The organism is Halomonas sp. GFAJ-1 (assembly GCA_002966495.1).
Lineage (GTDB): Bacteria > Pseudomonadota > Gammaproteobacteria > Pseudomonadales > Halomonadaceae > Vreelandella.
In genome coordinates, this window is the sequence record CP016490.1 from 99,419 (window position 1) to 126,049 (window position 26,631).

Sequence of the window (26,631 nt, forward strand, 5' to 3'; positions counted from 1 at the left end):
AGGGAGCAATGGATGACTGCCATTAGCGCTGACCACCTCTATGAGCTTTTTAATCGCTCTAAGCAAAATACTGAAAACGTTATTAAAACGGCTCCCCTGGGTATTTGCATTACCGACCCAAACGGGCATTTTGAAATGGTCAATCCTGCCTACTGCCAGTTTTATGGCTATCGTGAAGAGGAGCTTATTGGTCAGCACTTTACGCTGGTGGTGCCCGCCGCCTACCGCCAGCAGATGGCAGAACTTCACGATGTATTTATTCAAGGCAATGAAACCCATGAGCTTCGCCAGGAGTGGGAAGTACGCTGTAAAAACGGCGAAACACGCACCATTATTGCCGAGGCCGCCCGCACTATTGGCGATGATGGCAAACCAAGAAAAGTCACTTTTGTTGTTGATATTACCCAGCGCAAACGGCTCGAAGAGCGTTTAACACAGGCCAATGAGCGCTTAGAATATATGGCCAGTCACGATGAACTTACTGGGCTTGTTAACCGTCGGCAAGGGCTTAAACGCCTAGATGAAGAGCTTGAGCGCTGCGAACGTTACGGCGGTGAGCTTAGCATTGCCATGTTTGATCTAGATGATTTTAAAGCCGTCAACGATACCTACGGCCACGCTACCGGTGACAACGTACTTCAAGAAGTGACCGCCAAAGTGAATGGCGAGCTTCGCTCGACTGACGTGCAAGTGCGGTTGGGGGGCGAAGAATTCCTAATTATCATGCCTGAAATCAATGCCCAAGCCGCACATACGGCAATGGAGCGTATTCGCCAATGTGTCGCTGAATCACCGTGTACTGAACATAGGCTATCGGTCACGCTCTCAGCGGGCATTGCATGTTATGTTGAAGCCTCCAGCACTCGAATGCTTGATCGTGCTGACAAAGCGATGTACCAGGCGAAGCAAAACGGGCGCAACTGCGTCGTTATCGCACCGTCAGCCATGTAACAACGCTTATTGCACACTATGCTAAAACGACAACCTGTCCACACTCCCTATACCAATAGGAGCGAGCCATGAGCAATGCCGAGCTAAACGAACTAAAGCAGAAATACGTCGCAGCGGGCGCTGCAAGCCCCGCCACCGCCTTTGCGGATCGCGCCGAAAACGCTGAGATCTGGGACGCCGACGGTAACCGCTTCATCGACTTCGCAGGCGGTATCGGTGTACTAAACGTTGGCCATCGACACCCTAAGGTAGTCGCAGCAGTCAAAGCCCAGCTCGATAAGCTGATGCACACCTGCCAAACAGTGATGCCCTATGAAGGCTACGTAAAAGTCGCTGAGAAGCTGAGCCACATCGTCCCGGTGCGTGGTCATGCCAAAGTGATGCTGGCTAACTCAGGCGCAGAAGCGCTGGAAAACGCAGTGAAGATCGCCCGCGCTGCGACAGGCCGTTCTAACGTGATTTGTTTTGACGGCGGCTACCACGGCCGTACTTTTTACACCATGGCCATGAACGGCAAAGTGGCCCCGTATCAAAGCGATTTCGGCCCGATGCCAGGCACGGTATTCCGCGCCCCTTACCCGGTGCCCTACCACGGCGTTAGCGAAGACGAAGCCATTCGCGGCCTGAAAATGACGCTGAAAACCGACGCCAACCCGAAAGACACCGCAGCAATCATCCTTGAGCCGGTACTGGGTGAAGGCGGTTTCTACCCGGCCCCCACCAGCTTCCTGAAGAAGATCCGCGAAATTTGCGATGAGCACGGCATGCTGATGATCATCGACGAAGTGCAGTCTGGCTTTGGCCGCACCGGCAAAATGTTCGCCATTGAGCACAGCGGCGTTGAGCCCGACATGATGACCATGGCGAAGAGTATGGCAGACGGTATGCCCATCTCAGCGATTGTGGGTACCGACAAGGTGATGGATGCCTCTGGCCCCAACTCCCTGGGCGGCACCTATACCGGCAGCCCCACCGCCTGTGCCGCAGCCCTGGCCGTGATGGAAGTGTTCGAAGAAGAGAACATTCTTGAGAAAAGTCAGGCCCTGGGTGACAAGCTAGCCAAACGCTTCAACCAGTGGCAGAGCAAGTTTGACTGCATCGATCACGTGCGCAACATGGGCGCCATGGCAGCATTTGAGCTGGTCTCAAATAAAACCGACCGTACGCCCAACGCTGAGCTGGCAGCTGCGCTGTGTAAGAAAGCCCGTGAAGAGGGTCTGATCCTGCTCTCCTGCGGCATGTACGGCAACACGATTCGTTTCCTGATGCCGGTCACGATTGAAGATGACGTGCTGAACGAGGGCCTCAATATTATCGAATCCTGCCTGGAATCGCTGATTTAAGCATTAGGAGTACCAAAGCAAACGCCGCCCAAAGTTAGGCGGCGTTTTAGTTACTAAGCAGCAGACCAGGGCAATCTCTTACCGCGGCCGCCGGTCGCCTTCGAGGAAATTAACTGTAAAGACGGCTTTTCCGTGAGTCTCAAACGACCATTTCATCACATCGCTTAAAGCTGCCATCACCTCGTCGAACTCTCCAAACACCTGGGTACTCATCCGGTTAGGGTGCACTTCAAGCCCGGTTGCTTCCAAACGCTTTACCACGTCTTTAACCACCGGCTTAAAATCATCAGTCAACGGGTAATAGCTTAGCTGTACAGAAAGATACATCCTGCCTCCTTATATTTATTTATGCGCGCTTGCTGGCCCCATGCTCAAACCGCTGCCAAGCCGCCACAATGGCTGCCCGCGTTTCATCTGGGTGTTCCATAGGGAACATGTGGGTACCAGGCACTTCGCTAATGGCTAGCCCATGACGCTTAAGCCGTTTAACCCGCGAAGGTGTCAGCAGATGTGACTCCTGCCCGGCCACCAGTTGAATAGGCACACCCACTCGGCGCGGCAGCCCGGAGAGGTGATCCGGCAAATGGCGGAAAATTTCCACCTCAACACGCGGGTCGAAGGTTAACTCAGCGCTGCCATCGTCTAACAGGCGCGTGCCTGCCTCAATGTAGTCGTTTAGCGCCTCTGGGGTAAAGCGACAAAACAGCCCACGGCGGCGCAGCGAGTTCGCCATGGCTTCGCGGCTCGGCCACACGCTGCGCCGCCCCTGGGTTTTACCGGCAGGCGTGATGCGATCAATAAAACCAAACCGTTTTGCCGCCTTCATCGCCCAGGCATCCGGCCCCAGCATCAAGGGCGGGTCGAGCATAATCACCCCGCAAAAACGCTCGGGCTGTTTATCGGCCGCCATGGCCATCAATGTGCCACCTAACGAGTGGCCAACGCCCAGCAACGGCGCGTCACTTTTAGGCAGGTAGCTGATCAGCTCATCAACCAAATTGCTCCAGTTATGGTTCACCGGGTAATCAGGATGATGGCCCAGCCGATCCAGCGGATGGAGATCAAACGACTCTGCCAATGGTTCTAGCAGCGTGCGATAACTTAAGCCAGGAAAGCCATTCGCATGGGCAAACACTAAACGGGGGCGTTGGGCAGACATGGGGGGCTCGCAGGGTAATAAGGCCGGGAAGCGGTAAGTGAGCATTACGCCTGCTCACGATATCTATTGTTCAGACAAACTATCATACGTCTGTTTTAACGCTTACCAAGAAGAGCGTCAATCGACATACGTATTAACCCGCTAATTAAAACAGCGACAGTTGCTGAACGGTGGTTTCTTCTGCCAAGCGGTACCCCACGCCCAATAGCCGAACCGGCCTTTCACCCCGCGACCACCCCACCTTTAACAGCGTTTCAAATTGCTCCAGGTTAGGTGCTGGGTCGGCGTGCTCCACGGTGGTTTGGGTAAAGTCGTTAAACTTCACTTTTACCATTAGCCCACGCACGGCGGGCGCGGGCTCTAGCCTGGCATAGCGACGCTCTAAGTCGCTAAGCAGCTCGGGAAGCGCTTGGCGGCAGGCTTCCAGGGTCGGCAGGTCTTTAGAGTAGGTTTGCTCGGTGCTTATCGATTTGCGTTCTCGGTGGGTTTTTACTGGCCGTTCGTCGCGCCCATAGCTAAGTTCGAACAGCCGATGCCCGAAGCGGCCAAACTGTTCGACCAGCTCGGTCAGCGGGCGAGCACGCAAATCTCCGCCGGTATGAATACCCAGCCCTGCCAGTTTTTCAGCGGTGCGTGGCCCAACCCCGTGAATCTTTTTTACCGGCAGCTGCTGCACAAAGCTATCAATCTGGTCTGGAGTGATGACAAACAGGCCATCGGGTTTGCGCCAGTCGCTGGCGATCTTGGCCAGAAACTTATTCGGCGCTACACCCGCTGAAACGGTAATACCCACGTCGCGGCTCACCCGCTGGCGAATCGCTTCGGCCATTAGCGTGGCGCTGCCGTGGTGCAGTGTAACGTCGGAAACGTCTAAAAAGGCTTCATCTAGTGAAAGCGGCTCAATCAGTTCGGTTACATCGCGATAGATCGCAAATACTTGGCGCGCCACCGCTTTGTATTTGGCCATATCGCCACGAATGACCGTTAGATGCGGGCAGCGCTTAAGCGCCTGAGCCATGGGCATGGCGGAGTGGATGCCAAACTTACGGGCAGGATAATTGCAGGTGGCGACCACCCCGCGCTGCTCAACGCTGCCGCCTATCGCAATAGGCACATCGCTAAGCGCCGGGTTATCGCGCATTTCTACCGCTGCGTAGAAGCAGTCACAGTCGCAATGGATAATTTTGCGCACAGGCTAGCCTTGCCTCCGCCTGTAAAAAATCACAGTTTATCACAAGGCATGCTATAGCGATGATGAGCGGCAAACCCCGCTGATTTAAATCACGTGCCGCAGAACGTGCGCAGTACCTGCTCGTTTTCTGTTGCCGGCGCGGCTAAGCGGCGCGCGTCTTCGGATTCATCATAAGGGTGGGTGACCACCGCCAGTAGGGTGTGAAACGGCGCAAAATCGCCCTCATACGCCGCATCAATAACTTCCTGGATACAGTGGTTGCGGGGAATGATCACCGGATTGGCGCCCCGCATAATGGCTAAGCGCTCGCTGTTTTGGCTGGCCGCCTGCTCTGCTTGCCAGGTAGCTAACCATACTGCTAGCTCACTGGGCTGGGTGGTTAGCGCCAGCAGCGCCTCTTTGTGCTGCTCACTTGAGGTTTCTGCGTAATGCGTAAGTGCGTCAAACGTGGCGGTCATATCCATACGCCCTTGATGCATGCGGCTTTCCAGCCCTTTCATTAGCGGCTCGGCTTGGTCACTGTCCGCCGTAAGGCCGAGCTTATCCGCATGCAGGCGGCGCTGTTCGGCATCAAATAGCGGCTCAAAGCGACGTATAATATCGGTGGCCTGCGCCACCACCGCATCGCCCTCTTCACGCATCAGCGGCAGCAGGGTTTCGGCAAAGCGGGCAAGATTCCACTGGGCGATAGCGGGCTGGTTGTCAAACGCATAACGGCGCCCCTGATCAATCGAGCTAAACACCTTTTGCGGGTCAAACTGCTCCATAAACGCGCAGGGGCCATAATCAATTGTTTCCCCGGCAATGCTGCAGTTGTCGGTGTTCATCACGCCATGAATAAAGCCAAAGCTCATCCATCGTGCCACCAGTGTGGCTTGCCGAGCGACAACCGCTTCTAATAGGGCGAGGTAGGGGTCTTCGGCACTGGCTGCTTCGGGATAGTGGCGCGCAATAACGTGATCTGCCAGCGCTTTAAGTGCCTGTTCGTCCCGTCGCACGGCGGCAAACTGGAAGGTGCCTACGCGAATATGACTGCTGGCCACACGGGTAAATACTGCGCCGGGTTCGGGTAATTGGCGAACCACTCGCTCACCGGTCGCCACTGCCGCCAAGGCGCGGGTGGTTGGTACACCGACCGCGGCCATAAACTCACTGACGAGATACTCCCGCAGCACCGGGCCCAGCGGCGAACGGCCATCACCGCCACGGGAAAACGGCGTGCGGCCGCTGCCTTTTAGCTGCACATCACGACGTCCCCCCTTCTGGTCGACCACTTCCCCCAACAGCAGGGCGCGGCCATCGCCCAACTGCGGTACAAAGTTGCCAAACTGGTGTCCTGCGTAGCCCAGCGCCCGAGGCTCAGCGCCTGGCGGTAGCTGATTACCGCTAAACCATTGGGTAAGGGTGGCATCATCAGGTTTGTCCTTCATACCTAGCGTTTCCGCCAAGGGCTCATTAAACGCAATCAACGTGGGGTGGCTCACTGGCATAGGCTGACAAGCAGACCACAGTGGCTCGGGAAGCGTTGCAAACTGGTGTTCAAATGGCAGCACAGGGGCCTCCGCTTTTAAAATAGTCGCCTAGAGAATACCCTAGCAGCTTACTCAAGTAATTGGCGATAACATGCCGCAGACGAAATCACTAACCAATGGTATGGCCCCGGTTGAGGGCGACGATTTAACACCGCTTATACGGGATTTTTATTGCAGGGATACGCTTAAGGTTGCCCACGACTTACTGGGCTGCCATTTAGTACGCCAATATGAAGGCGAACTCATGGTAGCGAAGATTGTGGAAACTGAAGCGTACCGTGGGTCTGAAGATTCCGCCTGCCACGCACACCGGCGGAAAACACCAAGAACCGAGGCCATGTTCGGGCCACCGGGGCACGCCTATGTATATCTGGTGTATGGCATGCACTGGCTGCTGAACGTGGTCACCCAGCCAGAAGGCAACCCCTGCGCAGTGCTTATCCGCGCGGTAGAGCCGGTTACCGGTGAAGCCGCTATGCGTGCGCTGCGTGATGTGCGGGGGCATAACCTGAGCAATGGCCCCGGCAAGCTCTCCCGAGCGCTACGTATTGATAAAGCGCTGTATGGCCATGATATGACTCAACCTAACGCGCTATGGATAACGGCAGGCGAGCCGCCCCACGCCGTTGCCTCTGGCCCCCGCGTGGGTATCGACTATGCCCAGCCCGCCGACCGCGATGCCCCTTGGCGGCTATGGATAGACAACAATCCTTGGGTATCAAAAGCACGTTAACCTCGCGTCAGGCAGGCCACCGCATGTTCTAAAACAGGCGTTAACGGCGCCCGCCACTGATGGGTTAACAGTGCATCCGCCCGGGTGACGCCCAATGAGAGCGAGGCCACCGGCATGCCCCTGGCGTGGGCTTCGCGGCAGAAACGGTAGCCGGAATAAACCATCAACGAGGTACCCACTGCGAGCACCGCGTTCGCATTTTCAAGCCCCGCCTGAGCAGCTAGCCGCCGAGCAGGGGGCACCACATCGCCATAATAGACCACCTGGGGCTTTAATATCCCCTGGCAGCGCGGGCAGTTAAGTACCTTAAAGCTAGAGAAATCAGTCTCTAAGTCCGCATCGCCATCGGGGGCATGGCGGGCGTCCAGCGCCGCAAAATAGGGATTCATCCTAGCCATTTCACTGTGCATGGCGTGGCGCATCATTTGATACTCACACGCCATACACGCCACTACGTCTGCCCTACCGTGCAGGTCGATTACCTTTTTAGAGCCCGCTCGCTGGTGTAGACGATCCACATTTTGCGTTACCAGTAGCTCCACATGTCCCATCGCCTCAAGCGCTGCCAACGCACGATGCGCCCCGCTCACTTGGGCTTCGCGCATGGCTTTAAAGCCCACCAGCGCGCGCGCCCAGTAGCGCTGGCGCACGGCGAGTGATGCCATAAAATCGCCGTGCTGCACCGGCGGCGGCCGCTTCCACTGCCCATCAGCATCCCGATAATCAGGAATGCCGCTGTCAGTACTTACCCCTGCCCCGGTAATCACCCACAATTTAGAATAGCGTTTGATAAAATCCGCCAACGCTTCCCCCGCTTTCGCGGTGCTAGTTGTCATTTCCACGGCCTGCGTCAATGGATCACCCTAGGCAATATTGCTACAAGTAAACGATACTGTATGACAATCAAAGCACATGCAATGTGCCCTCGTTTTCAACGTAAGGAGTGTCTCATGCAGTGGGATCACGAGATTATTATTGTTGGCGGCGGTATGGTGGGCGCCGCCTTGGCGGCTCGGCTTGGCCATGCGGGTATGTCGGTTGGCTTAGTAGAACGTGGCAGCGCCCCAGCTCCGCTCAGTGGCGACTATGACCTGCGTATCTCTTCGCTTAATGCCCGCTCACTGGCGTTTGTGAAAGCGAGCGGTACCGAACTTCCTGAGGAGCGCTGCTGCCCGTTTCGCCATATTGATGTGTCCAACCAGGACGGCACCGGCCACTCGCTATTTTCCGCCGAAGAGAGCGGCATGGACGACTTCGGCCTCTTTATCGAAAACCGCACGCTGCAGTACGCGCTGTGGCAACGCCTGGCGAACCTTCCCAGCGTTACCTGTTACACCGAATGCGCACCGCTAAGCACCATGGCAGCCACTACTGGCCGCATGCTGGAGCTGGATAACGGTAAAACCCTAAGCGCCCGCTTGATTGTGGGTGCAGATGGCGCCCGCTCAACGCTTAGAGAGCTTTCGGGCATTAGCATCAGTAGCTACGACTACCATCAGCGGGCGATGATTATTAACGTTGAGACTGAGCTGCCCCAGCAGGATATCAGCTGGCAGGTGTTCACCCCCACTGGCCCCATCGCGATGCTACCCTTACCCGGCCAGCGCGCATCGCTCGTTTGGTACGACAGCGATGAAGCCACCAAAGCCCGCGAGCAGCTATCTGATGAGGCGCTTCAGCACGCCATTGAAACCACCTTCCCCAAACGTCTCGGTAAGCTCACCCGTATCGTTGCACATGCCAGCTTTCCGATTAAACGCCAACACGCCAAGCGCTATATCGGCAAGCGCTTAGCACTGATTGGCGACGCGGCCCATGTTGTGCACCCGCTGGCTGGCCAAGGGTTAAATATTGGCCTGCACGACGCCGACACACTGGCCGAAATTATCATGCAAGGCCGCGACCCCGGCGACTACCTCAACCTACTCCGCTTTGAATGTCAGCGCCGAGCGGCTAACCAAGCGATGATCGCCGCCACCGACAGCTTCCACCATTTATTTACGGGTTCCAGACCACTACGCCAGCTGGGCGACCTTAGCCTTCACCTTGCCGAACGCGTACCGCTCGCCAAACGCATGATGATGCAGCAGGCCAATGGGCTAAATCCGTTCAAAAACATCTAACGCTGACTATGCTGAGGGGGGAGGCTGCCATCAGTAGCCCCAAAACAATCACAACAACCCCTCAAAAAAGGAAAGCGCATGCAACGCAAGCAACCCTATGCACTGGTCACATTTGCCTCGTTAACCGGTCTTGGCCTGCTGCTAGCCACGTCCTTATGGGCTTGGGATGGCGTCGTCGAAAAGCAAACCTTCGAGATGGAGAGCTTCACCACGCAAGGCGGCGAGACAATCCCCAACGTGACGATAGGCTGGGAAGCTTATGGCGAGCTTAATGAGGCGCGCGATAACGCTATTCTGATTACCCACTTTTTTCCGGCACCAGCCATGCTGCAGGCCGCTATGACGCCGATGGCGAGCCGACCGGCTACTGGGATGCGATCATTGGCCCCGGCAAACCTTTGGATACCGATGAGTACTACATTATCTCCTCGGATACGCTGGTAAACCTGAATACCAATGACCCCAATGTCACCACCACAGGCCCCGCTTCAATTAACCCAGACACCGACGAGCCCTGGGGAATGGACTTTCCCGTGGTGACGATTCGCGACTTTGTAGAAGTGCAGCGCGAGCTCTTAGAAAGCCAAGGCATTGAATCGCTGCATGCCGTGATGGGCGCTTCCATGGGCGCTCTTCAAGCAATAGAGTGGGCCAGTGCTTACCCTGACAAGGTCGATAGGCTAATACCTGTTATCGGTGGCGGCGTTGCCGACCCATGGCTACTGGCAACGCTTAGCGCTTGGGCCGCGCCGATTCGACTGGATGCCAACTGGAACGAGGGTAACTACTACGACGGTGAACCACCCACCGATGGGCTGAAAGAAGCGCTTAAGCTCGTCACGCTCAACGCCAACCACTGGCAGTGGGCCAATGAAACCTTCAACCGCGACTGGGCCGACGAAGAGCGCGACCCCGCCCAGGATATCAACGCCCGCTACGCGATTGAGAAAACCCTGGATGACGTTGCTGCCGCCCGCGCAGAGCTTTCCGATGCCAATCACCTGCTGTATCTGGTGCGCGCCAACCAAACCTTTGTGGCGGGCTACGGTGACTCGTTAGAGGAAGGGCTTGCCGCCATCAACGCCCCCACGCTAATGCTCTACAGTGAAAACGACCTTGTATTCGCCCCCGAAGGCGTGCGCCATACCGCAGAGTTAATTGAGGCAGGCGGCAACGAGGTGGCGCTTGAAACCCTGGAAGGCAACAGAGGCCACTTGGATGGTGTTCTATCCATCGACCAGGCTAGCGAAACACTGCGAGAGTTTTTGAGGTAAAGGCGTGAGCGCTGGCTCTTTGGGGCCAGCGCTTACATCGTGGCTCTGTAAACCAGGCTCAGGCTCTATAAACCAACCTCACGCCCCGACAACCGCTGACTGATTTAGTAGACCAATCTCGGTATAGCCTAGTCTTTCTCTAATCACCATCCAGCACGTCGCAAGCCCAACAACAACGCCCACAGTCGGCCAATTCCCGCCGAGCCAACAAATAGAAGGACGCCTATTAAGACAGAGGCACCACCCCGCCATCGTAAATAGGGAGTAGCGCTTGGTCGCGATTGTGCAAAACTCTCGCCAATAGACACCGCGCCCATCGCCACAAAATAAATACCCATTAGTGCTGCACCTACTGCCAGCCATGCAGGTGTACTCACTAACACGCCTACAGTTTGCGGTACCAACCTCCTGCCCAGCTTCTCGCGCAATAAAATAAGGCAGAGACCTATCAGCGTATTACTGAAAAAGTGCACAGCATGAACCGTTAACACACTAGCGGGTATATCCTCCTGGCCAAACAACACCATTGTCAGCGATACCGCAAAGTCCGGTAAATGCCGTAAAACCATCCATAGCCCCAGCAGTGCAATGATACTGGTCACCAGCGGGGTTGCTTGCATCCTTGCCATACGGGCTCCTTAGTCATGTCTGTTACACGGCGTACACCTCAATCGGCCCATTCCAGGTCCCCGGTAAACACGACCGTTAGCCAGCGGTGCGGCCCTTCATCGCCCACCAAGTCGCTCACTTCGTTACGCAGAGCATCCCACTCGCCAATGGTCCGCGCCGGTGCATCGCTGGGAACAATAAAATAAAGTTCAATCTCCCTGGATCGGCCCACACGCGCAATGTAAGCACGATAGGTAGTGAAGCCATGTTTTTGGACAAATGCTTGCGCCACTTGGTCGACATGCTGCTTAAGTGCTGACGGAGTGACAAGGAAGATATCTGCCAAGGCTCGCCTGACAGTTGAGACAGGTAGCGGAATAATAATGAGGCACACAACCGCAAGCACCGCCGGGTCGATATAGGGTGATATCCACTCCCATGGGGTTCCCTGCACGATATAGCCAAGGGAGAACGCCACCAGCAGCGCAGCAGTAATGCCCGCGGACATCACCCACCCTCTTACATCAAGGCGCACAAAATCTGAGCCTATCCGGCGGTTGGCTCGGGCTTCAACGGTGGCGATCACTACACATGCAATGAGCGTAATCACTGCGTAGACAATCGCCCACCCAAACTCAAGCTCGCGCCCGCCCTCCAGCAAGCTGCTGATAGCGTTAAACAATGCATAAATCGCAACGCCAATCAGCAGCGTACCGTTCACCCCCAACACCATGGGCTCAAGATGCCAAAAGCCCACTGAAAATCGCTCTCTAAGCTTGCGGGAAAGCCCTTTCGAGGCTGCGAAGGAGGTAATAAGGTTCACTACCAGTAACGAAAGCAGGCTCATGCTGGCATCCACCATCGCATAGATGCCATCGAACATAATCGAAAACGACCCCGATATCAGGCCAAAGCCAATTCCCAGGCCAGCAATCACCAGTGTCACCGCGATAGAGGTTCTAAGAACGCCACTCTCGTCGCTTAAATCAAAGAGACGTTTACTGCCCATAACTATTTTCATTCCTTTGCTTGGTTCTTTGACTCCACCCCATAACCTAAACGACCAGGCTAGCACTACATTGCAGGAGTTCTTGCGTTAGAGTGTTTAAGCATTGCGGTTATTTTATGAAATAAGAATAACTGATAGTCGAGTGCCCGCCCTCATCTGTGGCTGCAGATAAACGGAGATTTTGCACCCATTGCTGGAGGATGAGCCACTAGCCCCCCTTTTAGATCGAAGCCTACAGGGCGTTAGCGGCTGGCGTTTTCTTCGGCCACTTGGCGCAGCGCATCCACCAGCACGTCGGCGGGCTGGGCTCCGGAGATTAGGTAGCGGCCATCGAGAATAAATGCGGGCACGGCATTTACTCCCGCGTCCATAAAACGCTGCTCGGCTTCACGCACTTCATCCGTGTACTGATCAGAGCGGGCAATGGCTTCGGCGGTGTCGCCGTCTAGCCCAACCTCAATAGCCTTTTCGCGCAGCACCGCTGGGTCGGCGGGGTTTTTCGCTTCACCGAAGTAGGCCTCAAATAGGGCCAGCTGAAGCGCCGTCTCTTGGTGTTGCGTTCCGGCCCATGCCAGCACGCGGTGGGCGGCGAAGGTATTGTTCGCCCGGCGCTCCAGGGCACCACGGAAATTCAGCCCAAGCTCTTCGGCAGCGGCCATAATCTCGCGTTGGGACTGCTCCATGTTGGCCGCGTCTTTGCCGTACTTGCGGCACAAGTGCTCCAAAATCGGCTCGCCCTCAGGCGGCATATCGCGATTCAGCTCAAAAGGCTGCCAGACCAGCTCAATATCGATCTCGCCACCCAGTGTCTCTAACGCTTGCTCCAAGCGCCGGTAGCCAATGGCGCACCACGGGCAGGCCACATCGGATACTAGGTCGATTCTTACCTTTTGCATTTTGTTAACCCCTACGGCATATCCCAACATTCAATCAGACGAAAGAAAACATGGTACGTGGATATAGTGAGTAACGGCAGTGCTGATTAAGGAGGCCACCATGGAAAAGCCGCGGTGTTTAAAAGCCAACAAAGTGAAGCGTGGGACCGCTGGTTTGATGGCCAAAGTGCTACTCCAGACTTTATGAGTGAACGCGAGGCGTTTTGATACTGAAGTCACTGCTTTCGAGCAGCAGTGCTACGTCGATAGATAGGACATATGCGAGAACGCTACTCGCCCACGAGTTCAGAAAAGCGGCCCGCCTTATCCAAGCTGTATTCGCCAAAATCCTGCGCCATGTAGAGCGTGCCTGAATAAGCGCTGTGCGCCTCTTTACGGATATCCTCAATGGAGGGAGAGGCATGAGAGATAAGCGGATAACGGGGGCTAAAGTGGGTGAGCACCAAGTTGGGCAGCGTGACCCGCTCGGCAAATGCCGCCACCTGCTTGCCGTAGCTATGCCCTACCTCACCGGCCTTCTGGGCCATTTCTTCGGTGTAGGTGGCCTCGTGAACCAACACCTGCGCTCCAGCACACGCTTGCGCCAACAGCTCGGGCTGGTCGTTGTCTCCGGCAATCACCACTTTTCTAGGGGCGTGTTTGAACAGCAAATAATCCTGGCTGCGCAGTTGCTTGCCTTCAAACGCTACATCCATTCCTTGCTTCAACTGCCCCCACAAAGGCCCTCTGGGAATCCCTTGCTGATCTAATTTATCTACGTCCAGGGCAGCATCCACATTGCGCTCGGTGAACGCATAGGCATAGCACGGCACGCGGTGGGAAAGCACAAACGTCGTTACCGCCATGCTCTCAAACTCAACGCAGGGCAGTTCATCGGAGCAGATAAATTCCAGAGCAAAGGGCAAGCTGAGCTGGGTGACCGCACATGTCGCTTCCAGCCAAGTTTGGATACCCGCCGGGGCCACAATAGTCAGCGGTGCTGTGCGCCCACCCATGGTCGCACTGGCCAGAATGCCCGGCAGCCCATAGCAGTGGTCGCCGTGTACGTGAGTAATCAAGATGGCTTTCAAGGAATGGAAAGACAGCTTCGTATGCAAAACCTGATGCTGGGTGCCCTCACCACAATCGATCAGGTACCAGCCCTTCCCCTTGCTCTCTCGCAGAGCGACGCCGGAGACGCTTCTTGTTTTAGTCGGGACACCGGCGGAGGTGCCTAGGAAGAGTAGATTCATATCTTTTACTTGCTCTCACTTTAAGACCAAGGCGGCAAATTGCCAGTCAGCTAAATTTAAAGGCCACCTTAGCTTTGAAATCACTGATCTAACGCCCTCTGAAACATTTCTCTATAGGCTGTCGGGGTCGTTAATAGTTGCTGACGAAAGTGATGCCGCAAATTCGCAGTCGACCCAAACCCAGAAGCTGTGGCTATCTGCTCGATAGTCATCGTGGAACTTTCAAGAAAACATCGAGCCTTTTCCAGGCGCTCTATAAGAAGCCATTTCGCTGGAGTCGTGCCTGTCGCAGCCTCGAAGCGCCGTAGAAAGGTTCGAGAACTCATTCCGACAATGCTAGCCATACTTGCTACAGTGTAATTGCCATCAATCTCCTCTCGTATATGGTCAAGGAGTGGCCCAATCCGAGAACTTTCATATAAAGAAGGTACTGCGCGCTCAATGAACTGAGCCTGTCCGCCATCTCTGTGCGGAGGGACGACCAAACGCCTAGCGACCATATTGGCTGCCTGCATACCATGATCACGACGCACTAAATGTAGGCAGAGATCAATACCAGCGGCACTACCAGCCGACGTCATTACATCGCCTTCATCGATATAAAGAACATCAGGCTCGACCGCAATCTCAGGGTAACGCTGACTTAAAGTATCTGTGTAGCGCCAGTGCGTCGTGCCTCGCCGACCTTTGAGCAATCCCGCTTCGGCCAGGACAAAGACTCCCGAGCATATCGATAGCACACGAGCACCATTAGCATGTGCCTTGCATATCGTCTTGATTAGAGTCGCTGGAACAGGCTCCGTAGCACCACGCCAGCCGGGTATAATAATAGTGCCAGCCTGATCGATGATTTCTATTCCAGCATCGACGACAACACGCATTCCACCTATTGCTCGCATCTCGCCTGGGTCAATACCAGCTATTTTAAATTGGTACCAGTTTTCCCCCATCTCAGGCCGTGGCAAGCCGAATACTTCTACTGCCACACCAAGCTCAAACGTACATAGACCGTCGTAGGCGATGGCGACGACAAGAGGGTTGGCAAGCTTTCGTGCATGATCTGATTTTGGCATGATTTTGAGCATACATGGCAAAACTGCCATCTACCAGGCTCAAAACTGAATCGCCCCAGGTTTCGTAGACACCTCCAGGCCTTATACTAAAGGTATCTAGGAGGAACCATGAGCTATCCCCGCTACACTGAAGAATTCAAAATCGAAGCCGTCAAGCAGGTGGTAGAGCGCGGCCATCGCGTGGCCGAGGTCGCTGAGCGGCTAGGCGTGTCAGGTCACAGCCTGTACATCTGGATCAAGCGCTACGATAAGCCGGTAGAACAACGGCAAGAAGATGATGATCTCCAAGCTGAAAACCGTCGTTTGAAGGCCGAGCTCAAACGCGTATCAGAAGAGCGAGACATATTAAAAAAGGCCACCGCGTACTTCGCCAGGGAGTCCGACTGAGGTACGCGTTTATTCAAAATTATGCGAGCCAATATTCGGTACGTCGCTTGTGTCAGATGATGGCAGTGCACCCCAGCGGTTACTACGCATGGTGTAAAAAAGCGCTCTCTAATCGAGCGCGAGAAGATGAGCGCTTGCTGGGATTGATCAAGCACTCCTGGCTTGAAAGCGGCGGTGTATATGGCTATCGCAAGGTCTACCAGGACTTGCGTGAAGCTGGCGAAGCTTGCGGGAAGCACCGTGTGGCGCGTCTTATGAGTAGGGAAGGTTTACGTTCTCAGACAGGCTATCGACGACGCCCTGGCGGCTATGGCGGTGGAAAACCGGCTGTTGTATCCCCTAACCATTTAGACCGTCAGTTTGAAGTAACAGCGCCAAATGTTACTTGGGTGACGGACATCACGTACATCCGCACTTATGAAGGCTGGCTTTACTTAGCGGTAGTTATCGACCTGTTTTCTCGTCAAGTGGTTGGCTGGTCGATGAAGTCTCGCATGACTACGGAGTTGGTACTGGATGCTTTGTTATCAGCAGTCTGGCGACGCAAGCCACAAGGAACGGTGATGGTGCATTCGGATCAAGGAAGCCAGTTTAGCAGTGGAGACTGGCAAAGCTTTCTGAAAGCGAATCACTTGGTAGGCAGCATGAGCCGACGTGGTAACTGTCATGACAACGCCGTTGCTGAAAGCTTCTTTCAACTTCTAAAGCGAGAGCGAATCAAGCGACAGATTTATTCAACACGCGAAGCAGCTAGATGTGACGTGTTCAATTATATTGAAATGTTTTACAACCCAAAGCGCCGACACGGCACAAGTGATAACTTGTCACCGGTTGAGTATGAAAGGCGTTACTTTAAGAGCCTAACGGGTGTCTAGAATATCCGGGGCGATTCAAGATAACGACGCAGCCAAACAGTTTTATTTGAAGGCCGGAGGCCAAAAAGATGACGTGTGGGAGCTTTGGGAATTGAAACATTCAATAAAAGCTGAGTGATCTTAAGCTTGTAGAGTGTTAACGGAATGTCGCAAGCGATGAAGCTTCTTTGATGATGATGGTGGAAATCAGCGCGGCGAACAGCACGCTGGTTTCACTTAGGGCTGAGACCATTTCAAGAGGGGCGTAGGCAATCGCCCATCCCCGCACTCGCCAGTATGCCCGGCAGCCCATAGCAGTGGTCACCGTGCACGTGGGTAATCAAGATGGCTTTCAAGGAATGGAATGTTAGCTTGGTATGCAAGACCTGATGTTAGGTAGGATCGTATCAAGATGACCATTTCAATTGGATCACTTCATTTCTCCATCACTAAAAGTACGCTCAATGAAGCTTTTCTATCCTGACATCAAAACGCTTGCACACCCTATTATTAAAGGGCTAGACTGATTTTACTGTGTAACCATCATGTCAGGTTAAACCATGTCTACGTCAGAAAAAATCACCCGTCGATTGCGGCACATGAGGCGAGGCGTCCCGTTTTCCATCAGCCAGTTCCATGAGCTGGGATCAAGTGCGTCTGTGCAAAAAGCGCTAAGCAGGCTCGCTCAAGAAGGCGTGGTCGAGCGTGTGGCCAAAGGTATGTATGTTCGTCCAAAGCCCCTGGCCAGCATGCCATCTATCAAGATCACTGCAAGTGCAGAGCAGATCGCAAAGAAATGGGCTCAGCAGCATGGTTATACATTAGTGAGACAAGGCGTTGAGTCCGCTTATCGACTCGGCCTGCAAACACAGGCACCTGTCAAAACGGTATTTTGGAGTAACGGTGCCAGCCGAACGTTTTCGATAGGTAATGAAGTCGTCGAGGTGCGGCATGTCGCAGAATCAAAGCTTCGGTGGAAATCACGACCGGAAGGTGAGCTATTGCGAAGCTTAACCGTTACCCCAGCCAATTCCGTTAAGCTCAGCGGACTGAAAAAGGCCATTTCCAGGCTGAAACTTTCTGAGGCAGAAAGTCGAATGGCTATCAAAAAGCTCAAGTCCACTTCTCTGCCTGAAGGATGGCATGACAAATTAGAGCAGTTTGAAAAGGAAATGATGGTTTGACGGACATTTTCGATCTTTATCGCGATCCAAAAAAGCATGACGAGCTGAAAGCCATCTTAAACCTTGGCGCCCAAGAGCATCCCGCTGGTCTTGCCCAGAATTTCCTTGAGAAGGATATCTGGGTAGCGGAGGTTCTTCGTTTACTCTATGACGAAAACTTGCTTGGCGCCCACTCAACCGCCTTCAAGGGTGGCACCGCCCTGAGCAAGTGCTGGAGTGCCATAGAACGCTTCTCGGAAGACATTGACCTCTCCATTCACTGGAGTGATCTCGCTGGCGAACCTGATGAGATCGCAGCTTGGGATCAATCTACCCAAAGCAATAGTCAGAAGAAAAAGTTCCGCGAGCGGCAGACAAAACTACTTACAGAGTGGTCTACCGATCTTGTTGATCGCCTCAACGAAAAACTGGCTCACTATGAGATTGCTGGGCTACGAGCGGAGCTTGAGCTGAGCTCGAAAGGGGAAAAAGTCAACGTCCATTTTCCAAGACTGAGCAGCTACGACAGTAATTACCAACTCGACTACATCTTGCTGGAATTCGGTGGCCGAAACCGGGGCCGACCAACGATAAGCCATAAGATCAAATGCTATCTTGCAGAATTAGAAGAACTGCAAGTCATCGCTTTTCCTCAAGCAACGGTTGAAGCATATCACCCTGGCTATGTTCTTTGGGAAAAGCTGACCGCACTGCATCAATTTTCGACTCAGGAAAAAGACCCAGACCCACATCGCCTGGCTAGGCATTGGTACGACGTGGACTGCCTCCTTCAACAAGATGATTTTATTGCTCACATTGATGCCACGGAAGCGATGGTCGACGTGGTGGCTATGAAGAGCCAGCGATGGCCCCAGAGGGGTGTGAATTTCGAGGAAGTGCGGAAGGGGCAACTTGTTCTTATACCAGAAGATGACCGACTCAAGCAGATTGCAGCAGATCACAACGCTGCAATTGAAGGAAGGATGTTTTTTGGCGTCCCGGACGATTTCGAGACCATCGTTTCAAGGCTTAAGGAAGCACAGGATAGGATAAATGCCGGTATTAACAGCGACTCTCCAGGCAAGTAAAGCCGATTTGGCTAGCATCAAGCCTGCGTCAGTTTCGAATCTAATGAAGACCTCTGGCTGATTAGGCCTTTAACAGCCAACCAAGGCAAAGCGTGAAATATTGGGGTTGAGTGACAGCCACAACAAAACGGCTTTTAGCTAAGCGCCACACAAACCATCTCCCCACCCAACCACTGCTGCTTTAGTCCCTTCTGCTTTTCAAGCAGCAGCGTCAAATACTCACGCAAAGGATGATCAGACGGCAGCACGGCAAGATGTTTGCGTAGCCTGCGCTGATAAGGAAACTGCTCAGCAGGCACGTGCAACGGCGTGGCATTCTGGGTGAGCCATTCGATATCGGGCAGGAGTAAATGAGTAGCGCCGCTATCCAGCGCTAGTGTGACGCCTTTTACATCAAAGTCACCGGCGTAGATGTGTGTTCGGCGGGTTTTGTGCCACGCCTCAGCGAGTAATGCAAAGCCACCACCGTAGTGGCTGTCGCCACGGTAAAAGACTAGCGGATTTGCGTAACCGCTTAGTGCGGGTAGTTCCGGCGAAAACTCATAGAAGCTGTCCAGGTTTTCGACCTGAATTAGTGCACTAAAGGCGCTCAGCTTTAGCCCCATTACATCCACATCGCGAATAGCTCGTGGCTCGCTGGCAAGCCCTGCTGTTGGCTGTGGCGGAAAGCTGACGAGCACCCGACGTGCTCGGGGGCTTTCACGGGTGGCTTTATCTTCTTCTACGCCCTCTTTCGCCTGAGCGCTGCTAGTCAGGCCACTGAGTGAGCGGCCTAGTGGCGCTATGCGGGCGCTCTCTAGAACGTCATTAATCTGCGCCAGCAATGCGGCGTCAAAGCGTAGCGTTTTGCCGTTGATGCGCGAGGCTAGGTCAATGTCGTGCTGGTGGCACCAAGCCACTACGTCGTTTACCCATTGGCCACGGGGCTTTTCTACTATGGGCTTGCGGAGCAGTTCGCGGGCGACGCCGTTTAGCCCATTGCGGGCGCGACCGGGTAGGTTCATACGGCTAGCTGCAGCTCAACGTCGTGGATCAGGCGCAGGTGATTGAATTGGCTGGCCTGGCTCTCCTGCTGTTTGAGCTTAAACGCCTTTTGGTCGCTGCGGGGCAGGCCCTGGTATTCGGAAATCACCTGGAAGAGCCAGATCTCATCGGGCCATTCCAGAGGGCTTTCGTGCAGGTACTCAAGGGCGCTGACCGGCTCCGCCTGGGGCTGATCGATCACGCTCAAGTAGAAGTGCTCCACATCCTGTTTCAGCGCCTGCTGGCGGGCGGCGGCCAGGCTGCTTTCTTGTGCTTGAGCAGGGGCTGCGGCTTCTACCGTTTGCGTGGTGTGGCGTGGCTGGGGTAGCTGGTGGAGCAGCTCGGCAAGCACTTGGCTATCAAGGTTACGATCCAGCGCCGGGGCGGCGGCTGCGCTTAGCGGTGCGGCTTGATTGACCAGCGTGGGTACCTCGCTGCGCCGGGCGTAGTTGCCCGGCACAAAGCCAGGGTGTTCACGCATAAAGGCGGCCATGCCGCTGATTAGACGGCTGCGCGCCTGCTGCTTACGAAAGCGCGCCATCAGTTCGATCAGGCGGCGCTGCACTTCGCGCAGGCTGGTGTAGTGGTGGCTTAGCTGCTGCTGAAGCTGGCTGATCAATAGCTTGCGCAGGCTGCCGTCGCTGCCTACCAGCTCAATCAACTCGTCGAAGTCGATCAGCGCCAGGCCATCCAGCAGCCTGGCGATCTGCTTCTGGGCGCGGTCGTTTTCGCGGATTTTGTCGTTGAGCTGGCTGACGAAACCAAAATCGCTATTCAGCCGCTGCCATAGGCTGTCGATGGCGTCGGCGAAGCGTCCGTTCAGGTCGTCGACCTCCTGGCGCAGGCGCATCAACTGCTGCTCCAACCGCCAGTGTTCGCCGCGGCTGCGCGCCTCTCGGTAGCTGTGTACCAGGGCGCGAATCAGCTCCAGGGTTTCTGCTACATCGGCATTCACATGGCGGCGGGTCTCGTCGGCGAGCATCTCGGCGATCAGTTCGCGCACCTTAGGCGCCAGCTTCACGCCGCTCTGCTCATCCGGCCGCCATAGAATGCGCGCCGCCAGCAGCTTTCGTAGCGCGCTGTCGCTAAGCGCTTCCAGCGGCACTTCATCGCGGGTGTAGGCCTGCATCAACACATCGGCGTGTCTGCCCAGCAGCGCCAGCCGTTCGCTGCCGGTTTTCAGCAGGCGGCTTTCAAGCTCATTTCCATTGCTGTTCGCGTTCTTGCTCACGCTCTTATTCACGCTCTTATTCACAGAAGGGCCTCCTGTGAACCGGAGCCTTCCTCGCTATCAGCCTCAATGGGCAGGTTCTCTTCATCGCGAATAAAGCGCACCAGATCCACCAGGTAGTCGATCTTGCCGGTGACCACGAATACCTGCCGCTCTGAATGGGGCTGGAGCAGGTAGCCGTGCTCTTTCAGACGCTTGAACACCTGCTTTACCTGAGCATCCAGCTGGTCACTTTGGGAGCCAAAAAAGCTGTCGGTGGCCAGGCGCTCCAGGCGTTCCCGCAGGCTTTGGTTGTCTTCACACTTGGCGCTGAATTCGGCGGGTTTGAGCACATCGCCGGGGGCAGCCAGGGTATCGCGGCCCAGCGCCTCTTGAACCAGTTGTAGCCATTCCAGCAGTGGCAGCAGGCTATTGAGGGTATCGCTGAGCTGGCGCGAGAGCTGATCTCGGGCGCTGTCGTTGAGCTGACGCCAGGCCAGAAAATAGACGCTGCCATCTTCATTGCTGGCCAGCCGCCGATTAAGCGGCCGCAGGTAGGTATCGATCTCCTCCCGGGTCTCTTCATTGGTGAGATGGCGATAGCCGCTCTCATCGCTAATCGGGCAGACAAACTCACCCGCCAGCAGGCGTTCAAGCAGTGGGCCATGTTCAATCATACCGTCACCTCCTGCTGACGCTCCTGGAGCCGTTCGGCCAGGCGGCTTAGCCGTGGCTCGATGCGTTTTAACACCCGCTTGTTGGGGTTGGCCTCATCGCGATCAATCAGGTAGCGGTTGGCGAACAGCAGCAGCACATCGGACTCGGGGTTGGGAAACGCGCCGACGATATGAATGCGGTTGCTGTCGCAGGCGTCGAAGAGTTTTTCGACGTTGTGGTAGGCCAGGGTGCCGATTTCATCGATGGGCCAGTGGATGGCAATTTCCGCATCGCCGCGCAGCAGGCGGGTAAACGCCAGCAGGAATTTGCACAGAATCAAATACGCCATGCCCTGGCTGGAGGATTCCAGCAGCTGGCGGTCGTTTTTGATCACCAGATCGGTGCCGCCTTCGTTCAGGTGCAGCTCCAGGCGCAGCAGGCTTTCAAAGCTGTACTGCTGGTCGCTGCGCAACAGATCCACCACGTCCGCCAGGGCGTTGAGGTAGTCGTCGCTGGGTAGCGTCTGGCCGGATGCCCGCCACTCTTTATAGCGCTGGGCGAATAGCTTCAGCGGCTCCCAGAAGCCCAGCTCATCAATGGTGGACTGAATGCGCACTTCGGCTTTGCTGATGCCTTCCAGGCGCAGGTCATCGGCGACCTCTTCGGAAAGCCGGCGGCTTTGGGCGCTGATGCGCCGGTTCAGATCGCGGAATACGGTGAAGAACTTATCCAGGTCGTCGCTTAGGTTGCGCCCTTCCTGAATCAGCTGCTGCTGTTGATCTTCCAGCAGTTTGAGCATGTCGCGCAGTAGCGGCAGCTGTAGACGCGGGTTGTCGCTTTGCAGCTTGCTGCGTTCGCTCTCCAGCGCTTCGGCGAAGCCGCTGCTGGCGTCTTTGATCAGTTGGCTTTCCACCTCCAGGCAGCCACGGCGTAGCTGCTCGATGAGCTGGTGACGATTGCCCAGCGCCTGGCGGGCTCGCTCAATGCGCTCCTCTACATCGCCCAAGGGGGCACCTGGGGCTTGGCCGTCGGGTTCGATGGCCAAGGCTTCCAATTGGCTCAGCAGCGGCTTTAACGCTTCCAAACAGCCATGTTCACTCTCCCGCTGGGTTTTTAGCGTGCTGACCGTGCTTTGATGAGCTTTGCGCGCCGCCTGGAAGTCGTTTTTCAGGTGCTCTTTGTCACGCTGCAGCTTTTGTTCCGCCTGCTCCAGCTCGGCCGCTTGGGCGACCAACTGCGGTTTATGCTGGCCCCACTCCACGCGCATAAAGCGGGTGTACTCGGTGAGTTCATCCTGGCGGGCGGCAGTAACGCGGATGCGTTCTTCCTGGCTCGCCAGGCGCTGCTTGGTATCTTTGAGTTTGGCGGGGTCGACGCCCTGCTCGGCCAGTTCCTGGCTAAAGGCTTCTTCCAGTTCGCCACGCTGGCGCTGGTGCTCGGCGTTGGCGTCGCTTAGCTGCTGCTTATACTGGCGCAGCTGGGCTTCCAGGCTATCCACCTGGCTCTGGCCGTCGGCTTTTAGCTCCAGCAGCTGGCTTTGATGGGTCTCGCTAAGGGCGTCAAGCGCTTTCTGCTTCTCTTCCCGCAGCTCCTTTTGTGCCTGCTCCTGGCTGGCTAACGCAGTTTGATGAGCAGTGCGGCGCTCCTGCTGGCGCTTGGTGTGGCGCTCCTGCTGCTGGCGGCGGGCCTCTAGCGCAAACTCGACTTCCTGCTCGGCGCGCTTGTGGGCCATGCGGCCCTGATCCTGGGCTTCATCAGCCTGCTGCACCCGCTCGTTATGCTGTTTGAGCGATTTCTCGGCGGCTTGGCTCTCCGTTTGCACCCGGCGTTTGGCACCATCCGCCTCTTCGATGGCGGCCAGCAGGCTGGCTTCATCCTGGGCGTAGTCGGGCAAGGCGATGGCGGAGAGATCCAGCGCCAGCCCAAACAGGTCATCGCTGCCGCTTTCTGCCAGTTGCGGGGCAAGATCACGCCGCTCCAGCAGCTCCGGGGCGATCACTTTACCTAGCTGCTGCTCCCAACCGGGACGATGGTAGCGCAGGAAGTGGCGCAGGCTGCCCTGCTCCGGGTCGCGCTGCTGATAGAGCGCGTAACAGCGTTGCTCGGCGCGCTCCAGCTGCTGGCGAAGTTGCACCAATTGCTGTTCGGCGTCGTCCCGGGCGCGGCGGCAGCTTTCAAACTCCCGGCGCAGGCCTTCCAGGGTCGCCGCCGAGGCGCTGCGCTCCTGCTGGGCTTGATCCAGGCGCGCCTGGGCAAGCTCCGCTTCGGATGCCTCTTCGGCGGTTTGGGTCGAGAGCGAGAGCTGTGCCTTTAGTTCGGCGAGCTGCTCGACGCCGAGTTCCAGCTGCGCCTGGTACTCGCCTTCCAGGCGTTGGCGCTCCTGCTGGTAGCGCTCGTTCAACTGCTGTTCGGCTTCCCACTGCTGCTCACGGCGCTGGGCTTTCTCTTCTATTAAAGCGTCGATGAGCTCCTGGGCTTCTCCCGTTTGCCGGGCCAGCGCCTCAGAGAGTTCGCGCAGTCGGCCGTCTAAACGCGCCTGGCTCTCTTTTACCGCGTCCTGCATCACGTTCAGGTGCTTTTGCAGCTGGTCGCGCTGTTCCCGCCACTGGGGCAGCGCATTGATATCCCGCTCCAGCGCGGGCATGTCCGCATCGGCGTAGTGCTCGTACTGAGTTTGCAGGTCATTCAAGCGGCGCTGGGTCTGCTGCAGATCGCTGACCACTTCGCTGTGGCGGTCGTTTAGCGCGTCCCGGGCCTCACCGTAGTCGCTCTCCCGCTGCTGGAATTCGCGGTGATGGCGAGCCAGTTCGGCATCCACATCGGCCATGCGGCGCTCTGCTTTCTGCCGATCATCTTCCAGCTGGGGTTTCAGTTGCCAGAGTGTGGCATCCAGGTCGGCGAGTTCACGGTCGATACCGGCGAGCCGGGCCAGCGCTGTCTGCAGCGGTTCCAAGCGCATAGATTGGCGCATCTGGGCAATCCACTCCCGCGCCTTAGTGTTGCGAATCCGCGTCACCGGCAGCTCAACACCATCCTCTTCGAAAATCGCCGCCAGCATGGTTTTGAGGGTGTCCATCTTGCCCTCTTTGGCATGCACCGCCGAGACCAGCTTTTCGATATGGCGGATGCGCCGCTCGGGTTTCACCAGGCTAAACTGGGCGGCGATTTGGCGCAGCTTAAGGCCGTCGCGACTGTTGCCGTGCAGCTGGGTAAAGTCGTTTTGAATCACCGAGCGAAATTCAGAGGTCGCGCCCAGCTTGGGAGAAACGGGCGTGCCGTTGCGCCGCAGGCCGCTGGCCCACTGGGTGTAATCCAGCGCGGCTACCCCCGCGTCGCTCTCCACCAGATAATCTTCCGGCTGGTAAGGCGCGCCCACAAAGCGGTACTCCACCCCACCTTCGGCTTTGCGGGTCAGCACCGCCTGACAGATGTTGCCCGCTTCGCGACGGTATTCGTACACCAGATAGCTGTTGCGGTGGGGCAGGTAGAACGCATCAAACTTCATGCGGGTTTTGGGCACTACCTTGTTGGGTAGTTCGCCGTAAAACACCGGCACCAGCCGCTGTAGCGTGGTTTTACCGGAGGCGTTGGTGCCGCAAATATTGGTGTGGCCGTCCACACTGAGTTCGACCACCCCGTTTAAGTGGCCGTGAATCATCACGATTCGCAATAAGTGAGCCATGCCGTATCCTTGGACTGGTGTTGGTATTGCCTTTCTCAGACACTTCTAATTTGCCACTGCGCTTGCCAATACTGCATTAACCCCCTTCAAAACGCAGCAATCTTTGTGACATCACCAGTTCACTGCATACTGCGTTCATCACGCACTAGCGCCCTCCTCATGCCTGAACCAAGTTCATCCGAAGGCTTTTTTGCACACAAAGTTTGCCCATTACTGAGGTTCAGCATAATTCTTCTGAGTTTGGGCCAAATGCAGTATGTACGAAGGTGGTAACTTCAAAAAAACGATAAACATAAGTAACGGCCAGCAAACACACTTATAACGCTCCATTTATGAGGAAACTACCATGAATAAGCTAAACAAAATTACGTTGGCGGTCGGTTTAAGCCTTGGCGTATCCGTAACGGCTTCTGCTGCAGATATAAACTGGCGAATGGCAACACCATGGAGCGGTGGCCCATGGCTTGAGCGTGATGCGCAGCTGTTTGCTGATCGCGTTAGCGAGTTGACCGATGGAAAAATCGCGATCGAAGTCTACCCCGGTGGCACACTGGGTAGCGCACTGCGCGTTACCAATAGTGTGAAGTCGGGGGTTGCCCAGGTTAGTCATAACTACATTAACTATGACTATGGCACAGACCCCACTACTGCGTTGCTGGCAGGTCACTGAAGCGGCTTAACGCCGGAAGAGTTCATGCTATGGATGTACGAAGGCGGTGGTGCTGAACTCTACGAAGAGTATCGACGTGACGTATTTGATGTTGTGGCGTTTCCTTGTGCCATTCTTGGCACCGAAATCTTCCTTCATTCCAACAAGCCGGTTAGAACACTTGAAGACTTCCAGGGGTTACGGCTGCGTACCTCTGGCGCATGGGCAGAAATTGCTTCCCGTTTAGGCGCTTCTACGGTCGTCATGGCGGGTAGTGATATCTACAGTGCTCTAGAGCGAGGCGTGATTGATGCTGCGGAGTGGGGCAGCCCTGAAATGAACCGCCCAACAGGGTTTCAAGAAGTCGCGCAATACGTGATTACCCCTGGCGTTCACCAGTCAGGCGGCTTCCTTGAGTGCCAGGTGAATAGCAATACCTGGGAAGGGCTAGATGAACGCGACCAGAGCATGCTGCGTCTTGCCGGTAAATTGTCGGTTTTCGATACCTGGCTTGCTAGCTCATTCGCTGATCTTGAGGCCTATCAAGAGTTGGTTGATGGCCCCAATGAGCTGATTGAACTGGATCAGTCCTTCATCGACGCAATTTATGAAGAGACAACCAAGTGGGAAGATGAGTATGCCGCTGACAATGAGTGGTTTGCGCGGGTACTCGAATCTCAGCGCTCGTTTAAAGACAGCATGAGCAACTGGTCTGAATATCGACTGCCCATTGGTGTTATGGGCCGTTAGTAGCCACTTTTAAAACAATGAGAGGGGCCTTAACGGGCCTCT

22 protein-coding genes and 2 pseudogenes are annotated in these 26,631 nt (G+C 55.6%); 10 read left to right on the forward strand and 14 right to left on the reverse strand.

Annotation, left to right across the window (positions count from 1 at the left end):
* Window positions 1-12 precede the first annotated feature (12 nt).
* The gene (locus BB497_00410) at window positions 13-951 is read left to right on the forward strand and encodes a response regulator PleD (GenBank protein ID AVI61274.1); all 939 of its coding nucleotides are present in this window, start codon (window positions 13-15) and stop codon (window positions 949-951) included.
* A gap of 68 nt (window positions 952-1,019) precedes the next feature.
* Window positions 1,020-2,294, forward strand: a complete 1,275-nt coding sequence (locus BB497_00415; GenBank protein AVI61275.1) for a 4-aminobutyrate transaminase — start codon at window positions 1,020-1,022, stop codon at window positions 2,292-2,294.
* Between the two features lie 78 nt (window positions 2,295-2,372).
* Here the strand turns inward: BB497_00415 and BB497_00420 are convergent, their stop codons facing one another.
* From BB497_00420 to BB497_00435, 4 genes are all read right to left on the reverse strand, one after another.
* Window positions 2,373-2,621, reverse strand: coding sequence for a hypothetical protein (locus tag BB497_00420; GenBank protein AVI61276.1), 249 nt, complete (start codon window positions 2,619-2,621; stop codon window positions 2,373-2,375).
* A 19-nt stretch (window positions 2,622-2,640) separates the two neighbouring features.
* A complete protein-coding gene (locus BB497_00425; protein AVI61277.1) occupies window positions 2,641-3,453 on the reverse strand; it encodes a hypothetical protein in 813 nt (270 codons plus the stop codon).
* A 145-nt stretch (window positions 3,454-3,598) separates the two neighbouring features.
* On the reverse strand, window positions 3,599-4,645 hold the full coding sequence (locus tag BB497_00430) for a DNA polymerase IV (GenBank protein AVI61278.1): 1,047 nt from the start codon (window positions 4,643-4,645) through the stop codon (window positions 3,599-3,601).
* A gap of 89 nt (window positions 4,646-4,734) precedes the next feature.
* Window positions 4,735-6,219, reverse strand: coding sequence for a hypothetical protein (locus BB497_00435; GenBank protein ID AVI61279.1), 1,485 nt, complete (start codon window positions 6,217-6,219; stop codon window positions 4,735-4,737).
* A gap of 79 nt (window positions 6,220-6,298) precedes the next feature.
* On the opposite strand from BB497_00435, the gene BB497_00440 reads away from it, so the two are divergent.
* A complete protein-coding gene (locus tag BB497_00440) occupies window positions 6,299-6,910 on the forward strand; it encodes a 3-methyladenine DNA glycosylase (protein ID AVI64213.1) in 612 nt (203 codons plus the stop codon).
* On the opposite strand, the gene BB497_00445 is transcribed toward BB497_00440, so the two are convergent.
* Window positions 6,907-7,746, reverse strand: coding sequence for an NAD-dependent deacetylase (locus BB497_00445; protein ID AVI64214.1), 840 nt, complete (start codon window positions 7,744-7,746; stop codon window positions 6,907-6,909). The two genes, BB497_00440 and BB497_00445, sit on opposite strands and share 4 nt — an antisense overlap.
* 114 nt (window positions 7,747-7,860) lie before the next feature.
* Here BB497_00445 and BB497_00450 point away from each other — a divergent pair, with 114 nt between their 5' ends.
* Window positions 7,861-9,033, forward strand: coding sequence for a monooxygenase (locus tag BB497_00450; GenBank protein AVI61280.1), 1,173 nt, complete (start codon window positions 7,861-7,863; stop codon window positions 9,031-9,033).
* A 78-nt stretch (window positions 9,034-9,111) separates the two neighbouring features.
* A pseudogene (locus BB497_00455) lies at window positions 9,112-10,307 on the forward strand (homoserine acetyltransferase).
* A 143-nt stretch (window positions 10,308-10,450) separates the two neighbouring features.
* Here BB497_00455 and BB497_00460 read toward each other — a convergent pair.
* The 5 genes from BB497_00460 to BB497_00480 form a co-directional block, all read right to left on the reverse strand.
* Window positions 10,451-10,927 carry a hypothetical protein gene (locus BB497_00460; GenBank protein ID AVI64215.1) on the reverse strand — a complete coding sequence of 159 codons (477 nt, stop codon included), beginning with the start codon at window positions 10,925-10,927 and terminating at the stop codon, window positions 10,451-10,453.
* A 47-nt stretch (window positions 10,928-10,974) separates the two neighbouring features.
* Entirely contained in the window at window positions 10,975-11,937 is a 963-nt protein-coding gene (locus BB497_00465) for a cation diffusion facilitator family transporter (GenBank protein AVI61281.1), read from the reverse strand.
* Window positions 11,938-12,167: 230 nt separating this feature from the next.
* Window positions 12,168-12,821 carry a hypothetical protein gene (locus BB497_00470; GenBank protein ID AVI61282.1) on the reverse strand — a complete coding sequence of 218 codons (654 nt, stop codon included), beginning with the start codon at window positions 12,819-12,821 and terminating at the stop codon, window positions 12,168-12,170.
* A gap of 269 nt (window positions 12,822-13,090) precedes the next feature.
* Window positions 13,091-14,053 (reverse strand): MBL fold metallo-hydrolase, encoded by a 963-nt coding sequence (locus BB497_00475; protein ID AVI61283.1) that lies wholly within the window; start codon window positions 14,051-14,053, stop codon window positions 13,091-13,093.
* Between the two features lie 80 nt (window positions 14,054-14,133).
* Complete coding sequence (locus tag BB497_00480) at window positions 14,134-15,126, reverse strand: transcriptional regulator FtrA (GenBank protein AVI64216.1); 993 nt, start codon at window positions 15,124-15,126, stop codon at window positions 14,134-14,136.
* A gap of 108 nt (window positions 15,127-15,234) precedes the next feature.
* Here BB497_00480 and BB497_00485 point away from each other — a divergent pair, with 108 nt between their 5' ends.
* From BB497_00485 to BB497_00500, 4 genes are all read left to right on the forward strand, one after another.
* Complete coding sequence (locus BB497_00485) at window positions 15,235-15,513, forward strand: transposase (protein AVI61284.1); 279 nt, start codon at window positions 15,235-15,237, stop codon at window positions 15,511-15,513.
* A 56-nt stretch (window positions 15,514-15,569) separates the two neighbouring features.
* On the forward strand, window positions 15,570-16,388 hold the full coding sequence (locus BB497_00490; GenBank protein ID AVI61285.1) for a transposase: 819 nt from the start codon (window positions 15,570-15,572) through the stop codon (window positions 16,386-16,388).
* Window positions 16,389-16,927: 539 nt separating this feature from the next.
* Window positions 16,928-17,551, forward strand: coding sequence for a hypothetical protein (locus BB497_00495; protein AVI61286.1), 624 nt, complete (start codon window positions 16,928-16,930; stop codon window positions 17,549-17,551).
* The gene (locus BB497_00500; protein AVI61287.1) at window positions 17,548-18,618 is read left to right on the forward strand and encodes a nucleotidyltransferase; all 1,071 of its coding nucleotides are present in this window, start codon (window positions 17,548-17,550) and stop codon (window positions 18,616-18,618) included. The genes BB497_00495 and BB497_00500 overlap by 4 nt, the downstream gene beginning before the upstream one ends.
* A 134-nt stretch (window positions 18,619-18,752) precedes the next feature.
* Here BB497_00500 and BB497_00505 read toward each other — a convergent pair whose 3' ends face one another.
* The 4 genes from BB497_00505 to BB497_00520 are packed head-to-tail and all read right to left on the reverse strand — an operon-like array spanning window position 18,753 to window position 25,190.
* Window positions 18,753-19,622: a hypothetical protein gene (locus BB497_00505; GenBank protein ID AVI61288.1), complete on the reverse strand. Its 870-nt coding sequence runs from the start codon at window positions 19,620-19,622 to the stop codon at window positions 18,753-18,755.
* Window positions 19,619-20,872: a hypothetical protein gene (locus tag BB497_00510; protein ID AVI64217.1), complete on the reverse strand. Its 1,254-nt coding sequence runs from the start codon at window positions 20,870-20,872 to the stop codon at window positions 19,619-19,621. Before BB497_00510 ends, BB497_00505 begins: the two co-directional genes overlap by 4 nt.
* Before the next feature lie 20 nt (window positions 20,873-20,892).
* Window positions 20,893-21,528: a hypothetical protein gene (locus BB497_00515; GenBank protein ID AVI61289.1), complete on the reverse strand. Its 636-nt coding sequence runs from the start codon at window positions 21,526-21,528 to the stop codon at window positions 20,893-20,895.
* On the reverse strand, window positions 21,525-25,190 hold the full coding sequence (locus BB497_00520) for an ATP-binding protein (protein AVI61290.1): 3,666 nt from the start codon (window positions 25,188-25,190) through the stop codon (window positions 21,525-21,527). Before BB497_00520 ends, BB497_00515 begins: the two co-directional genes overlap by 4 nt.
* A 346-nt stretch (window positions 25,191-25,536) precedes the next feature.
* On the opposite strand from BB497_00520, the pseudogene BB497_00525 reads away from it, so the two are divergent.
* Window positions 25,537-26,589 (forward strand): annotated as a pseudogene (locus BB497_00525) (C4-dicarboxylate ABC transporter substrate-binding protein).
* The last annotated feature ends 42 nt before the right edge of the window (window positions 26,590-26,631 follow it).